A 16,584-nucleotide genomic window follows, 5' to 3' on the forward strand; every position below is an offset into this window, starting at 1 on the left:
GCAAGCTACAGCTGCAGTTTAAGAATAGATTCCCGCCTGCGCGGGAATGACAACAATCTCTAATGTCTTCGCGGAAATGACAAAATCCCTAACGTCCGCTCGGGAACAACAAAATCCCTAACGTCCACTCGGGAACAACAAAATTCCTAATGTCCCTGGAATAACAAAAAACCTTAACCCACTGTCGTTCCCGCGCAGGCGGGAACCTATTTCTAGCAAGCTACAGTGGTAGTTTAAGAATAGATTCCCGCCTGCGCGGGAATGACAAATAACAAGCAATGATGCTATATAAACAATTTGCCCATTTAGATACTCAGTGAATTCTTCAAAAAAAGTGATGATAACGCAAGTTCGGGATAACATATCCTCTGCTCAAATTAACAATACATTCATTGCTCATTAATTATGAGTCGTTTCAGGCAGAGAAAGTTTAGATTTTTTTGTCTTTAACAGGATCAATATGTAGCTACCAATAACCGCAATAATTAATAAACCAATTGACATGAGCGGTCGTGTAGCAAACCAGGCAATTGCCGTAGCAACAAGCCACACACTAAAACCTAATAGAAAGGCTACAAATCCAGTACCAAACCCTACAACAGCGCCTATAAATGGAACTACATCGGCCATAATAACTAGTGGCTTCATGATGAGAGAGAATCCACCAATGAACAGGAGCAAAGAAAATAAACGCAAGACCCATGCGAGTAACGTGTTTTGTGATTCAGCCTGTGCAATCATTTCATCCGGGGAATGCTGGCCTGTTGATAATAAAATGACACTTTGCCCAGCAGGTGCACGATATTCTTGCAGCGTATCTCCAATTTGCTGGGCAATAATACTCACTGTTTGCGGTTCAACAGCTGTTAGATTAATACGTATATCACCCAGCTGAGGACTTTGACCATCTTGCCCTAGATACAATTCATTATTAATTAAAGTCACTGGCTTGTTAAATTGATTTTTTAAGGCTTCTTGATTAACCTGGGCCAAATTGATTGGTTGACTGATGTCAATCTGTTTTACTAGAGTATCAGGCAGCAAAAAATCACCCACAGTTACTGTTTTTGCAAAATGTACCTGTGACTGAATTGGCATGGACTTTGGATTTTGATGCCCTTCGGGAGTTTTAAAATTAGAACTATCGATTAAACGTTCCGACCAAACTTTATCATAAGAATAGGTTGTTATATGCTTTTCTGAACCACCTAGTTGTGATTCTGTTCGCGTTTCAGTTTTTTGTTTCCATTGATACATTTCGACCTTACGATTAAGGCTAATAGCATTTACGGTTATCCCCAGCAAAGAGTCTTCCAAATGATCTTTGGTAGTAGCTAAACCACTTAAATAAATGACCTTAAGATTATTTTGTTTATTTATGGGAGCATTGGGTACAGCAATTAGAATATTTTTTGTTTGCGCCAAAGATTGTGCCATATGTAAACTGTGTTGTTCATTCCAAAATACAAGAACAATAGCCCCAATAATTAATGCAATACCAATAAAAATACCCAGGAGCGCTTCTTTTAATCGAGAAAACCATGAAGTTGTTGTTATTTCTTCATCTGCCATGTTTTCTCTCCCTCGATTATTTATTATTCCATTTTAATCATAGTACTAATTTTACTAATGGGTAGCTTCCCTGGGATGATAAAAATCCACGTCAAGATAAAAGCACGTTTGGACAGATAACAGAAATCGTATGTAGCGTTTTTGACAATAATCGACCTAATTTTCTCGATTTGTCAGTTTACAACGGGCACATAATCCTTTGATTTCTGTGGTGCAATTGATAATTGAAAATTGAAGTGAGTTTGCTAATTCTGTGATGCACGTGAAATCAATAATGCATTCTAATTCTTTGACAAAATCACACTGGTTACAAATTAGGAATTGGGCTTGTCCCACATGATGCCCATGCAAACAGGCAACATAGGATTTAAGGCTATCAATACAATGAATGAACCCCTCTTGATGCCAAAACTGAATCGCACGATAGACTGTGGGCGGCTTGGGATTTTCAATTTGCGTGGATAATCTTTGCAAGATTTCATAAGCACCTAGAGGCTTTCTTTCCTCTATCAATATCTTGAGGACACGCTCTCTCGGTTCTGTAAACCGATAGCCATGCTGCATGCAATGCTTATAAGCCTTGTCCAACAAATTGTATTTCATCAATCATTTTTAAATTAATAACTTAATCCTATTATACCATAGTCCTTGTTTTACAGAAAAATTATCAAACAAATGCTTCTAAATATTAGCAAAATTTTTCTGGTTTAAAAATTATTTAATATGACTTGTTCTTTGGCAAGATAATGTTACAATGTAACACTTTCTAAACGCTAGGACGCATCGTAACAAAATACCAGACGCTGTTTTATCGGTTTTTAAGGCAGAAAAAACTGATTTGGGAATACCGTTTTAAAACTACTGCTATTACCAGTAACAAGTCTGAAATTAATATGGATATACAACTGAAGTGGGCCGTTGCTCCTCTTTAACATTTATGTTGTCCTTTAAATGGAGGAAACCAATGTATTTTAATTATAGATTCCGCCTTTCTGATAACGTGTCGCCTCTCGATTTGGAAAGCATTCGAACACAAATCGAACAGATTTTGTATTCAGACCAAAATTTAAAGTTAGTACGAGTAGCAGTCGATTTAACGAGCCCAGATAAAAGCATCTGTTTGTTATCTAAGTCTAAAAACTCGAGTACAGTACAAACAATCGTGACTCAGCTTTTATCAAAGGAAGGAATTTTTTTAAGCGACATAATGGAAGCGGAGGCTATCGAGTATGAAGAAGGAATAGTGCATGTAGAGCATGCATCGGCCACCAACCCCACCCCCTCGGGTCTTAATAAAAAGATTAGAAAAAAAGCAAAACAGTCTCATTCTCACGGGCATTCTCATGGCCACAGCCACTCTCATGGTCATGGTCACTCTCATGGCCACAAGCATCCTCATGGCCACTCCCATCATACCCACGACTCAGATGGTGATGAAAATCATTGGCTTAAAGCAGCGCTAGGGTTGATTTGGGGAATAGGCATGCTCGTAATTGCCGTCGGGAGTTTTAATATTCCTATGATTGCCTATTATGTCATAACAGGGCTTACTACTTTGATGACCTTATATTTGGGATATAGTGTTTATCAATCAGCCTGGCATACCTTGCTTGAAAGAGAATGGGATACTACAACTTTATATGCAATTAGTACATTGACCATCGTTGCGGTATCCATCGCAAGCCTGTTTATTCCTGGATTGCCGATGATGTTCGAAGCAGCGCCATTGGTCTTGGGTTTCTGGCATTTAGGCGAGGGAATCGAACATACCTTACTTGATGAAATCAATAACAAATTAGATGTACGCGATTGTTTGCCTCAATCAGTTCTATTAAAAGGTAAGCCAGATAAGGAAATTTCAGTCAAAAATTTAATCCCTAACGATATGATTGTCGTTGAAAAAGGAGCTGTTATTCCTGTCGATGGGGTATTAACAACAACCGCACTGCTTTACACCACGCGCATCGATGGCTCACCGCATCTGCAAACATTTTTTCCAGGCGACAAGGTGAAGGCAGGTATGCGTTTGGCGGATCATATCACCTCATTGGAAATGCGCGTTACAAAAACGTACCAAAGCTCCTACCTATCATTAATTGCAAAAAATATTGAGCAGGCGAATGCTGAAAAAGCGCCAATTGAACAATTTGCAAATAAAGTATTAAAATATTTTATTCCCGGTTTGCTCGCAATAGCACTCATCTCAGGCCTAATCATAGGCTCGGTATTTAATCCCGCCTTGGCTATTCAATGCGTTATCTCGGTCCTTGTAAGTGCATGTCCATGCGCTTTGAGCCTGATTACGCCTATGGCAGTTAAAATCGGTATGAAAAAGGCATCCGAAAATGGGATTCATTTTAACAATGGCAAAGCATTACAAGCAGCCGCTGATATTGATACCGTTGTTTTTGATTTAAATGGTACCCTGACTCAAGGAAACATTGAGGTGCAGGCATTGCAGATTGCCGATAAAAAATTCTTGCGGCATATCGCATTATTAGAAAGCCAATCCGATCACCCAACGGCACAAATAATTAGGGCTTATATTGAAAGTCAAAACACTACTGCGGACGATCCTTTAGAAATCACATCAATTGATAAAAGTCATCACTCAGGAATAAAGGCAGTAATTGAGGGCGAGACATTCATGATAGGCAACAAAAATATGCTTTTTGCGAATGGAATTACTCATATCAATGAGCCTTATGATAGGCCTGAAAAAGGTTCGATATATATTGTGCGCGGCTCAACAGTAATAGGACAAATTGCTCTCACTGACCCTTTGCGTAAAGATGCTATTGCCACTGTACAACAACTACGGCGCCAGGGTAAAACAGTTCATATTTGTACGGGAGCAGATCAAGCTACTGCAGAATACTATGCAGTATTATTGGGTATTTCTAAAGAAAATATTTGTGCCAATACAGTAGGTGCCGTCACTGAGCCGTTGGAGGTATCCAAAATAAGCTATATTGAACAGCTAAAACGCAGAGGCTGTAAAGTAGCCATGGTAGGTGATGCAGCCAATGATGTGAGTGCAATTACCTATTCCGATCTTGGAATTGCGGTTAAATCAAGCATTGGGGATACCATCACCCAACAACATGCCGGCATAGTAATTCAGCAAGGATTATTATTTCCCATTGCAACTGCATTTGATGTCGCAGAAAAAACAAAACAAAATATTGTCCAAAATTTATCTATAAGCTTGAGTTATAATTCAATAATTACTCTAGTGGCAGGCGGATTGTTTGTTGCGCTAGGTTTTGCCCTTAATCCTGCTGTAGGTGTTGCATTAATGGTGCTAGAATCAGCAATTGTTTTAACTAATTTATATCGTTTTAAACACCAAGAAGTGACGTCTGTGCCAGCAAATAATACAAATGCAGGAATGACTATAGAAACTGCTGAGTGTAAAAACGTCTATCTCTTGAAGAGATTAGATTATGACGCCGAACCAAAACATACCGTAAGCAACTCCAATCGTCCATCTGCACATTCCAAGGCTCTAAGTTTCTTTGAGTCTAAAGAGGAGAGTCATTGTTCTTCAAGATCTCGACTCGAGGAAGGATGTCTCCTCTCTTGATGAGACATTTCTATTGCAATGAAATCGCGGTGAATCTTTTGAGGACATGAACAGAACGTTATGATTTGATCTGGAGGTAAAAATAAAACTTGTTTATTAAATGCCTCCGGGTTCTAATTGGCTTACAACCTGATATCGATACATACCGGCCCTCAAGTCACTTCGCTGCTTTTTTATCATCGCTTGCATTAAATCCTCAGAATATTCATTTATTAAGCTTGGATAGATAAAATTTGTCGCAATACAAATAATGAACTTTATGTTCATTTGGCGTACAATATAAGAAAAAGATATACTTTTGAGGTTGAGCAATAATAAATTTAGCCCCATAAAAAAATTATCGTCGCCTAAGGCTTCATATTATCGTGGCTACGCGCAGACCAAGACTCCTTTTCAATCTCGGGTGTAACTGGTCTCGTGCCGGCCTGCCAAAAAAGAACTTTATTATCTATAAGCTCAACATGAGGTGAAAGAGATCGCTCCTCAGTGAACTCCTCCCAAGTCAAATAACAGGGATCCTCAAGCTGATAATCTGATAAATTGGTCTCCGAAAGCAATTTATTTTTAAATCGCTCCCCATATAAAAGACACTGATATACTGAAATATATTTTTGATACTCATCAAAAGAAAATCGATCATAAATTTTACTTCGATAACCATAAAGAATGAACAACAACTCTTTAATTGCTGTTGTTGGCTCCAGCTCCAGAGTTATTGACTCCCCGCTATTTTTTTTATTCATTATAAGCTTCATTGGTGACCATGAATTAATATGTCCTATCTATTAATATATTTTGAACTAACAAGAAAGCAATAGCATGCAAATGTAAAATATAATTGATCGCCAGAAATTTACCTCTGAAAATCCTCCTCTCAATCGAGAGGCTGACTCATTTTTTTATCTTTCCGGGAGCAAGGATACCCATGTCCCAAGCCTTATTTAATAAATCATTAATTTTTTGTATTAAAATTATACTATGTGAAGAATACAGTATGAGATAAAAATGGGGGAGACCCTTTATAGACTTTCCAGTCGAGACCCAAATGACCAAAGTGCAATTAATGCTGGCCAAGAAATTGAAAACGCTATTAATGAGATCCTAAAATTAGATGATGAAGATATTAGCCTCATCTGCTATGACGCTTTTGAACAACTAAAAAAAGCTCGAATTATCACCAATAATAATTACTATGAATCTATTTTAGAAGCGCTTACCGATGATGACTTAATTGCTCTTATTCATAAATTTAAAATAGGACTTCCCAACATCGATAAAGAGCTCGATCAAATAAACAAGATGCTAGAACAACTCGAAACGTTGGACTCAGAAGTTAAATTTAATGAGCAACAGATGACTGCAAAGAGAATAATGATAGGTAATCTACCATCAGAGGAACCTGGAGGTTGGGCCCGTTTTATAGCAGATACAAAACCTGGTTTACTTAAAAGTTTTTTCTTATTGTTTATACGCAAAAAATCGATCGATGCAGCGAAGAGCAAATGTGCTGAGTATGATTCTCGTAATGCTTTAATAGCTGAAGTTAGTCTTCTAGAATCAACCAATATAAGACTAAATGAACAAATTGAGGAGAAGAATAGTAAGAACAATGATCAGAAAACATTAAGCTCGCACCAACAGATTTTACAAAAAAATATCAAGCTTCTAGAAGAAAATGCTGATAGTTTAATGCCTAAAGCGAAACATGATTTCGAAACAGAAGCTAAAACACAAAATGAAGTTCAACAGCATGATGAAGATGATGAGCTGCAGTTTACTATGGAGTGATAGCCAACTCTGGGTACCGAATTTTTAAAGTCAAAACCAAGCTTCACCTTTATTTCCTCCAGATGAAGCTCGCTATCCTCTTTAAAAAAGTGATGACAGATCATTTAAAATTCTGAAACCATAGGAACTCTCAAACTGACTTTATATTAGTTGCTGCCAACTTGAAACTTTTTGTAAGTAATGAATGTCCCCAGATGTGTCAAACATTCCTGTTTCCATTGATTCTTCTAAAGTGTAATCATCGTACACTTTAGAATGCTTATCCAATATCTCTCGCTCCGGTGTCGCACTTCCATCGGGCGGACTGCCAAGCGCAGGCTTTGGTATTGCGTTAAAAAAAGTGTATCGGCGATTGTAGTTAATCTGATCTGTATATACGGAATTTTGCGTGTTCGCTGAATATCCATAGAGTAGAGACTCATGATTTTTAATTGAACCATCAGGTCGAGTACTAATATCAATGATTCGTGGGTCCCAAGCATCAACCTCCCAAAGAGAATAATCTTTTTCCCCTTTTAACCGAATCATAATTTCTAAATAAACATGATCATATTTGACCGAGCTAACAATCCGAATTCGTGCTTTTGCACCTTTACGAGTAATTTCTTTACCAACCTCTACTAAAAGATAATCTGCAAGCTCATGACAATTACCCAAACCAACATGTTCAATCAGATCATGTCGAAACATATACTCCTCTTCCGTGGAGGAAATAAGATGGGCTCGGACATTTTTAGAAATGTAGTTATTTTCTTTAATTTCACGATGATATTTTACATATCCACTTTTTTGATTCCCGATCGTTATTTTTTTTCTAGTATTTAAAATAGCCTCTGTACCTATAGCTACAAACTCTTCTCGTGACAATAAATGCATAATAATTCCCAATCAACTTCAAAATTACTCAATTAGAGAAAATATTATACCTTTTAATGTATTTAAATTAAGCATTAAAATGAGCGATGTGAATGGATTTTCAACTTAAAAGTTAAGCATTTAACATCCAATTTAAAGTATCTTCTAAAGAAAAGTGAGAAAAAGGACCTATAATTTGCTCGAGTTTTTGTTTACATCCAACTAAATTCTTTATTTCATGACTGCGAACAAATGAAGGATTAATTCGAATTTCCGGGGTATGCCCCGTTAATTTGCTCAGCATGGAGAGAAGCTGCTGCAAAGAATACCCTTTCCCCGTACAAATATTAACAACTTCATTGGCAACACCACCCACTTCAATGAGCCGTCGATATGCGCGTACGACATCACGTACGTCAGAGAAATCCCGCACGATGTTTAAATTGCCTAATTCCAAAAAATCGGCACGTTGTGAATAATGCGTTACTAATTTTGGCACCAGAAATAGAGATGACTGTTCCACCCCCGTATAATTAAATGGACGCACAATGGTAATCGGAAGCTCGCTCATCCAGAGTCTTGCCATGTGTTCCATAGATAATTTGCTCACGGAATAATCATTGACTGGTGCGGCAGGTACGGTTTCATCAATGAACTCACGATCCGTATTTCCATAAATATTCCCGCTACTGGCCAAGAGAATGTTATGCGGACATTTTGATAGTTGGGATAAAGATTCTAATAAATTCCGGGTACCGATGATATTTGTCCGGTACATTGTTTCCGCATTATTCTGTCCTATAAAAGAAATTGCCGCCAAATGAACAACCACTTCAGGCTCTATTTCTTTAATGATCTTGTCGAGCTCCTCTTTATTTAAAAGATCGCATGAGAAATAACTCACTTGCGGGATAGGATGGAGCGGCAGGCGTTGGCAAAGACCGATTACGTTCATTCCTGCACGCATCAGTTCCAGAGAAAGATAATAACCGGTAAACCCTGAAGCGCCGGTAATAATAACCTTCTTCATTATAGAGCTACCCCACGCTTATTTCGTTCAAGATCCGCTTCGAACATCATTTGACATAAATGTTCTAAAGTTATTTTAGGCTCCCATCCCAAGCATTTTTTTGCTTTGGAGGCATCACCAATCAGCAAATCTACTTCTGCTGGCCGATAGAATTGAGGATTCACTTGCACTATAGTTTTTCCAGTGCGTTGATCAACAGCTATTTCATTAGAGCCACTTCCCTCCCAAACAAGATCAAAATCCGCTGCTTGTGCAGCCAGATTTACGAAATCTCGAACACTTTCAGTTCGCTGAGTTGCCAATACATAAGTATCAGGTTCTTCTGCTTGCAACATACGCCACATGCCTTCTACATATTCTCTGGCAAAGCCCCAATCTCGTTTCGCATCCAGGTTTCCTATTTCCAAGACATCGAGCAGGCACAATCTGATTTTTGCAATACCGTTGGTTATTTTTCTCGTAATAAATTCACTGCCTCGCAGGGGAGATTCGTGATTAAACAGGATGCCACTACACGCAAACAGATTGTAACTTTCACGATAGTTAACAGTCATCCAATGGGCGTATAATTTAGCAACCCCGTAAGGACTACGAGGATAAAAGGGCGTTAATTCAGTTTGCGGCACAGTTTGCACTTTTCCAAACATCTCCGAAGTACTTGCCTGGTAAAAACGAATCATCGGATTCACAATACGAATTGCTTCTAAAATATTTAAAGCACCAAGTGCTGTAATTGAAGAAGTCATCATCGGTTGTTCAAAAGAAGAAGTGACGAAGCTCTGTGCTGCCAAGTTATAAACTTCTGTCGCCTGGCTTTTCTTAAGTACACCGATAATTGAACTCAAATCAGTTAAATCAAATTCAACCAAATGTAAATTCGGATGTTTATCGATACCTAACTCTTTAATTCGCCAAAAATTAGTCGCACTAGAGCGGCGATAAGCACCATAGACCACGTATTTTTTTTCTAATAATAATTCAGCGAGGTACGCACCATCCTGACCTGTTATCCCGGTGATCATTGCAATTTTAGGGGATTTAGTTAGTTGCATTGCTCCTCCTGCTCTAAGAGATCTTCATTCACTGCTAAAAATTGACTCCAATCGAGCTTATTTTGATTTGATGTCAATTGGGTATACCACTTATTTTTGAAGAGTACATCAAGCAGCTGTCGGGTACTCTGTTCCCACGTAAGCCAGGGCATATCGTTAGATAAGATGTGTTTATTTTCTTTAAAGCCTTCAAGCCAAACACAAATCACCTCTGCAAGACCAGAGGGATTATTGGAATTAAAATAGGTAGCATGATTGCCAGCTACTTCACGAAAAACCTTAATATCCCTTGCTATGACGGGAAGTTTATACTTTGCTGCTTCAATTAGAGGCAAACCAAACCCCTCACCTTCGCTCGCAGCCAGCAAGCAGGAGGAAGAGGCGTAAAGCTGTTCTAAATACTCATCACTAACCTGTTCTGGCCAGAATAAATTTTTAAATAATTGCGGGTGTGTTTGCAATTTTTGGACTAGTTTTTCTACATTCCATCCCCTCTTTCCTATAATAACCAAATTAATCCGATGCCCTTGTGACCACAATAATTCAAATGCGTTTAGCACCTGTTTATGACCTTTTCGTGGTTCAACAGTTCCAACCATAATAAAGGTAGGATCTCGTTTCAATTGTTGAAGAATCCGCTCCTCATCACGATTGATCCCATGAGTTGGTAAAGAATTTTCAATATCGGCCCCATGGTGAAAATAACCAATTTTGAAGGGACGAGAGTGCTCTGTTTTAAAGCCCTTTAAATAGTCAAAAACATTATCAGCCACTGCTTGAGATACACATAATCCACCATCAAACATTGAAATTGTTTTCATCCAGGAATGGTGCCTTTTCTCCGTTTCAGGAGTAAACATTTGCGGCATTAATATGGGCAGTAAATCATGAATAACAAAATAAATAGAAACTCCCTTGCGACGAAGATTCAGCAAATATTCTTCATGTCTAGGTACAATACTCGGACATAAATCCAAACCTAAAAAAATATCTCCGGCAAATGCATCAATGGGGGTGTCTTCAAAACCCTCAGCAGAACAAGATAATAAATTAAGCGTGAATTTACGAGCATACCGGTAGGTATGACGCTCAGAAGCATAAACGGGTTCTACTCTATAACCTGATGGTGGTGACTCCAATAATCTTTTTAAAATACTTCGCGTCACTCGTTGAATCCCTGATTTCACATCCTCAACAATGAGCATGGATATATCAATAAAAAATTGTCGGATAGGAATTGATTTGGGAATAGATTGAGCCACATCTCTGGCTAACCTTATTAAATCGTCGGTATTTGGAGAATAAGACTTGAGTTGAGCTACTGACTTACCTAATGAAAAAATATCAGCTGAAGCTATATCATAAATTTTTTCAATGGAATGATAATATTTCTGCGCACAATCATAAGGAGCGTGCTGAGATCTTATATGCTGTTGTGCCAAGTCGCCTAGTTCTAGCCGACGATTTTTATCGTTCCATAGAAGTTCGAGCGATTCTTTCAATTGGTGATCAGTAAAATCTTCTGGTAACTTCCACACACAATTATCTGGCAACTCCCTAAGACTTCCATGTGCATTGATAATAGTAGGAAGACCATAATTCATACAATCCAACACAGCGGCTGATGTTTCTCCACGAGAATTTTTCCTCAGTTGTACTGCTGTATCTGCTGCCGCTAAATAACATCGATATGTTGGCTCATCACACCATCCAGTAATAGTGATATTTTTTCCCGAACCGGCATTAATCGTGGTTAACAACTGTTCCCCATAAATACTTTTAGGATCATTTTTTCCTACGAAGATTAGTTTGCAATGTGTATCGCGTGCAAGTTCAGAAGCCAACCAAGCCTCTAATAACCTATGGTTAGCTTTATTAGGACCCAATATTCCAAAGCTACACACGATAAATGCATCAGGATTTAGTCCTAACTGTTTTCTAGCATCAAGCTTGTTCATGGACTCAGCTTGTTTTCTTAAAAGCGGGACAACAAACCAATCTTTTGCTGCATTTGCCCCATAAAAATGATTAGCTAAATACCGCGAATACTCTGAATGGACAATAACGCCTTTTGCATCGTGTAGAATTCGCAAATTACATGGATATTTAGACAATGCTTCATCATGCGCCTTCGTATTATCCAGGCATCCTTTATATCCATGCGAATAATATAACTCTAAATTGAATAAATTTTTTGATTTACCATGAAAAGCCATATGGTCAGTAATGCCGGAGAGGAAAAAATCATGTAACACAATAACGCCAGGTATTTGTTTGCATAACTCAAACATATGCTGATGGAAAACAGAATTGCCAAAATGATAAATAACCCGATCGTAATAATTGCCCCCATTGTTTTGAAACCATTTAATCGAACGAACCGGATGATTGGCAGTAATCCATGAATCACAAACGTCATCTTGTGCTACAACAACCTCGATTTCATAAAACCGACTCAGCGAAGGTAAAAGTTCCGCACTATAATAACTTATCCCACTATGTTCTGGAGGCAGTGGAGAAACATAAGCCAGCTTGAGTCGTTTGCTCGTACTTAGTGAGGTTCTTCCTTGTTTCTTTCGTTCACTATCCCAAGCCACCAAAGCATTTATTGCCTTACGAGCACTGATATCCCAGGAAAATAATTTAGCCTGCTCAAGTGAGAAGCGCTTCAGTTCAAGCCGAAAATTATCGTCCATTAATACCTTGAAGAGCATTTTTGTTATTGACTTATCATCGCGAGGATCAAATAGATTATCCTCCCGGCCAATCACTTCCGGGATACTGCTCTTATTCGATCCAATGACAGCTTGACCACACGACATTGCCTCAAGAACTGGCAAACCAAATCCCTCATGCAAAGAAGGAAATACAAAAACTTTGCATAAATTATACAAACCCAGCAGATCGACGTTGGGTATAAATCCGGGAAGTATTAATTCCTGAGCCGCCAAACCACGTGAGGCCGCCAACGAAAGAAGGCTTTTCTTTTCGGTACGTGTTATAGAACACACAATCACCAATTGATGCTGATTACGAACATCGAGTGGTAATTTCGCATAAGCGCGAATTAATCCATCAATGTTCTTGCGGAAATCAATTCCGCCAGTATATAAAACAAATGGACGGGTTAATCCATATCGTTTCCTTAAACTCTCTGCATTATTTACCTTTATGGGTTTAAAATAATCATCCACAGCGGAAGAAATATTAACAATTTTGTCTTCAGGAAAACTTAAATAGTTTAACGCTTCCTGTCTTGAGTGCTCTGAATTAGATAGCAGTAAGTCAGCTTGTCCCAAAGACTCAAGTTTTTTAAAGTACCACTTTTTTGTTTTTGAATCGTGTAGGTAATGATCTGCATACACCAGAGGAATTAAATCATGCATCACGACAGCTACGGGTATGATTTTGCTTAGTCTGCCGATACTCGTGGCGACACCACCGCCATTTGATCCTTCGAAAAAACTGCCGATAAGGACGATATCGGGTTTTAGATGAGCAAGAAATGCTTCGTGTATCAGCTCAGCTGTTTGATGAGACCAATCATTTTCATTTGCACTGTACCACACACGAATATGCTCCTGTGGCAATATTCCATCAAATGCAGCTCGTATCGGTTCAATACTTTCTGGAAACTGCCCATTAAGAGCAATAAAAATTTCGTGCTCTCCACGATTTCTGGCAATCGCCAAGGCGAGGGAAAGTACATAACGGCCAATACCACGAAAACGAGTATTGGGTGTTTGAGCGCCTTGAAGATCCAAGACAATACGCATATAACAACTCCTTCAATGCAATCCAAATGGATTTTTAATTTAAAAATAAATTAGAAAACTCGAGTACAGATTGGTTTGCTCAATTTAAAATGTCACTATATTCTTATAAATTTGCGTTGAACCAGACCTGAATCCCATCCAAGGTTGTCATGCCCGTTAGATTAGAAAGTTTTGGATTGAAATCAAATTTACACGGTTTTTCATGAAGTAAAGTCCACTTATTTTGGATGAAAAGCTCCAGTAGCTCCCCTTCGATTTTTCGACTATGGGTTGCTATAAGCATAAAACGAACTTTTTTATTTATTGATTCAATTGAATGTTTTAGTGATTTAAATTCACCACCTTGAATATCCATATGGACATAATCAACTTGGTTCAAATCATTTAATATGTCTTCTATTGTATAAGATGGAACCCGACTCTTGGCGAGCTCATATCCACGATAATCCATTGCAGAGGAATCATTCGAGACAGCCCCGCCCCAATCACCAATTCCACTAGCTCCATAAAATAAAGGCCCATTACTTTCAGTAACTCCACCATAAATGCAAAGTGTAGTGATCTGGTTTTCAATTTTAATTTCATCATGTTCGGAGATAGGAAGCCCATTTTTAATAAAATGGGCTCTCATCAGCGCAAGGCGTTCTTTATCTGCCTCTACACCGATAAGAGTAATGTCATTTATTCCATTTTGTTGCGCAATTTTTGCGGCAAATACCAACCAAGGACCATAGCCTGCACCCAATTCGATGCATACGAATCGATTTCTAGCAGATTCTACTGCCTTGATGGTGCCAATATACTCAAGAGCCTCAGCATGAAGTGTATCGCAAGGAAAAGGGAGTCTACCAATAGATTGGTCATGGTGTGTATTATTAATAGAAAAAAAAGATAAATCGGTTTTAATGCCAAAATAGTCTGTATAAAATCCTTTTTCCTCTTCTGATTGTATCTGATATTTTTCAAGTCGTTTTAAATCTTCAAATGTATACCCCAAATAAATTTGATTTTCTGTCAACTCCGTTTTCCAACAGGAGGTATTTTCTAACATAGTGCAATCCTTTATTAACATCTGGTTCAAATGATTTGGCAAAGTTAATCTTTTGACGCTTATTTTTAGCAAGCACCAACGTCAAGGCATTTTTTAAATTGATAAAAAACATGACGCTCATGTTCCGATAAATGATCTAATTCAAACTCCACTTTACTCGTATTGTTTGGGAACAATATCTGTTGCCTGATTTTACTATTTTGCTTTTCATAAACTGTTCTGAAATATGGTCCAATCACAGGCCAATTTCGTCTTTTATAAAAGAACCAAGCCTTATTGAATCCCTTGACTCGAGTTTTTTTACTTCGTCCTTCAGGAGAGTTTATTAAATCTCTTAATATCAATATTTTATCGCGTCCTGCAACAAGTTGTTCAAGAAAATACTGCATTCCTTCCGGATCAGGTTCTCTATTCAATCCATAAAGATAAGCATGGTAAATAAAATCCTCTCCTTGACGATACAAAAGCGATTTGATGTGGGTTGGATTTTTTGTTGAAACATGAGCCATATGATTTTGCTGCGAAGTCTGAATATGTTTCTGTTCTTTTCTACGACGTTCTTTTTCCTCAATAAGCTCATCATTTAAGGAGTCTAATTTTTGGTTGGCACTATTTAATTCATTTTGTAATTTTTGAATATGTGCTTGTTCTTTTCTACGCTGTTCTTTTTCCTCAATAAGCTCATCACTTAAAGAAGCTAATTTTTGGTTGGCGCTATTTAATTCATTTTGTAAGTTTTGAGTATGTGCTTGCTCTTTTCTACGATATTCTTTTTCGGCTATGAGCCCATCACTCAGGGCACCTAATTTTTGGTTGGCCCTATTTACTTCACTTTGTAAATTCTGAGCACGTACTTGTTCTTCCCTATGATGTTCTTTTGTTGCGATAAGCTCTTCGTTTAAAGAACCTAATTTTTGATTAACGCTATTTAATTCGTTTTGCAAATTTTGAACGAATACTTGATGGTGGGCCAGGTATTCTTTTTGTATTCCTATCTCCTGGACTAAAGCATCCTTTTCCTGCTGTAAACTTTGAGTATGGTTTTGTAGTTGTGCCTGATATTCCTTTGCGAAATTAAGTTCGTTTGTTGTTTGCTCCAACAAAGTATTAATTTTTACTTTATAAGCAGACACCAATTCATGACAAAGCGATGAATTCTCAGTGAGCTGCCATTGATCAAAGATATTAGGCGGACTAATAAAAGCATCCATGAGTTCAGGGTGTTCTTTGGCAACATAAAAACGGTTGAGTCCATCAAAATAAGCAAATAGGTAGTCGGCTGCAATAAGCAACGGCTCCCAATGGGCAAAATTTATTTTAGATGAATGGGGAACTGTCGCTTCAATTACTATTATCCAGGGACGTAAGCTCGTATAATCCCAACCGCTCAGAACTTGTTTTTCAAATCCCTCAACATCAATTTTCATCCAATGAACATCATTCTCAACTAAAGTACTCATAGCTGATTGCAATGTGAGTGTAGGCACCTGCACTTTCTGAGAGTGAAATCCTAATTCATTGAAGTGAGACTCTGCTATCCAGTCGATAGCTGTACTTAAGCCTGTTCCGGGAATAATATGAAAGTCAAGTAATCCATTATGGTCAGATAATGCGATCTGCAAAACTGTTTCGTCGGGTCGCGCATTTCGCAAAAGCGCGACAAATTCAGGAACAGGTTCAATGTGAATACCATGCCATCCCTTATCGTAAAACGCTTTACTAACAGAATCTATGACTGGATGCTGAGCACCAATATCAATATAAAATCCGTTCTGCACATGCTTTAGTGCTCGCCACAACATGACGTCTTCAAAATTTTGTGCGAAAGACACGAAGCTCATAAAAATCCTTAATTCAATGCCAAGCAGTTAAAT

12 protein-coding genes are annotated in these 16,584 nt (G+C 38.1%); 2 read left to right on the forward strand and 10 right to left on the reverse strand.

The features are described 5' to 3' along the window. Positions 1–399: 399 nt before the first annotated feature. Positions 400–1,572 carry a TMEM43 family protein gene (locus tag ELY20_RS12535; RefSeq protein ID WP_110142884.1) on the reverse strand — a complete coding sequence of 391 codons (1,173 nt, stop codon included), beginning with the start codon at positions 1,570–1,572 and terminating at the stop codon, positions 400–402. Between the two features lie 156 nt (positions 1,573–1,728). Then, positions 1,729–2,175, reverse strand: a complete 447-nt coding sequence (locus tag ELY20_RS12540; RefSeq protein WP_110142883.1) for a Fur family transcriptional regulator — start codon at positions 2,173–2,175, stop codon at positions 1,729–1,731. Between the two features lie 361 nt (positions 2,176–2,536). Here ELY20_RS12540 and ELY20_RS12545 point away from each other — a divergent pair, with 361 nt between their 5' ends. Beyond that, the gene (locus ELY20_RS12545; protein WP_110142882.1) at positions 2,537–5,158 is read left to right on the forward strand and encodes a heavy metal translocating P-type ATPase; all 2,622 of its coding nucleotides are present in this window, start codon (positions 2,537–2,539) and stop codon (positions 5,156–5,158) included. Between the two features lie 96 nt (positions 5,159–5,254). Here the strand turns inward: ELY20_RS12545 and ELY20_RS16790 are convergent, their stop codons facing one another. Beyond that, positions 5,255–5,425, reverse strand: coding sequence for a hypothetical protein (locus ELY20_RS16790; RefSeq protein ID WP_158618881.1), 171 nt, complete (start codon positions 5,423–5,425; stop codon positions 5,255–5,257). Between the two features lie 80 nt (positions 5,426–5,505). Then, complete coding sequence (locus ELY20_RS12550) at positions 5,506–5,901, reverse strand: hypothetical protein (protein ID WP_276309326.1); 396 nt, start codon at positions 5,899–5,901, stop codon at positions 5,506–5,508. A 262-nt stretch (positions 5,902–6,163) separates the two neighbouring features. Here ELY20_RS12550 and ELY20_RS12555 point away from each other — a divergent pair, with 262 nt between their 5' ends. Beyond that, positions 6,164–6,946 carry a hypothetical protein gene (locus tag ELY20_RS12555; RefSeq protein ID WP_110142879.1) on the forward strand — a complete coding sequence of 261 codons (783 nt, stop codon included), beginning with the start codon at positions 6,164–6,166 and terminating at the stop codon, positions 6,944–6,946. A gap of 141 nt (positions 6,947–7,087) precedes the next feature. Here ELY20_RS12555 and ELY20_RS12560 read toward each other — a convergent pair whose 3' ends face one another. The 6 genes from ELY20_RS12560 to ELY20_RS12585 all read right to left on the reverse strand — a co-directional run bounded on the left by ELY20_RS12560 (position 7,088) and on the right by ELY20_RS12585 (position 16,551). Next, entirely contained in the window at positions 7,088–7,822 is a 735-nt protein-coding gene (locus ELY20_RS12560; protein WP_110142878.1) for a hypothetical protein, read from the reverse strand. Between the two features lie 112 nt (positions 7,823–7,934). Further along, on the reverse strand, positions 7,935–8,831 hold the full coding sequence (locus ELY20_RS12565) for a GDP-mannose 4,6-dehydratase (RefSeq protein ID WP_110142877.1): 897 nt from the start codon (positions 8,829–8,831) through the stop codon (positions 7,935–7,937). Continuing rightward, the gene (gene gmd, locus ELY20_RS12570) at positions 8,831–9,883 is read right to left on the reverse strand and encodes a GDP-mannose 4,6-dehydratase (protein WP_110142876.1); all 1,053 of its coding nucleotides are present in this window, start codon (positions 9,881–9,883) and stop codon (positions 8,831–8,833) included. Before gmd ends, ELY20_RS12565 begins: the two co-directional genes overlap by 1 nt. Next, on the reverse strand, positions 9,874–13,659 hold the full coding sequence (locus ELY20_RS12575; protein WP_110142875.1) for a glycosyltransferase: 3,786 nt from the start codon (positions 13,657–13,659) through the stop codon (positions 9,874–9,876). The genes gmd and ELY20_RS12575 overlap by 10 nt, the downstream gene beginning before the upstream one ends. 103 nt (positions 13,660–13,762) lie before the next feature. Beyond that, positions 13,763–14,710 (reverse strand): FkbM family methyltransferase, encoded by a 948-nt coding sequence (locus tag ELY20_RS12580; protein WP_158618882.1) that lies wholly within the window; start codon positions 14,708–14,710, stop codon positions 13,763–13,765. A gap of 65 nt (positions 14,711–14,775) precedes the next feature. Continuing rightward, on the reverse strand, positions 14,776–16,551 hold the full coding sequence (locus tag ELY20_RS12585) for an FkbM family methyltransferase (protein ID WP_110142873.1): 1,776 nt from the start codon (positions 16,549–16,551) through the stop codon (positions 14,776–14,778). Between the last annotated feature and the right edge of the window lie 33 nt (positions 16,552–16,584).

The sequence above is a fragment of the Legionella qingyii genome, from assembly GCF_003990155.1.
In the GTDB taxonomy this organism is placed as follows: domain Bacteria; phylum Pseudomonadota; class Gammaproteobacteria; order Legionellales; family Legionellaceae; genus Legionella; species Legionella qingyii.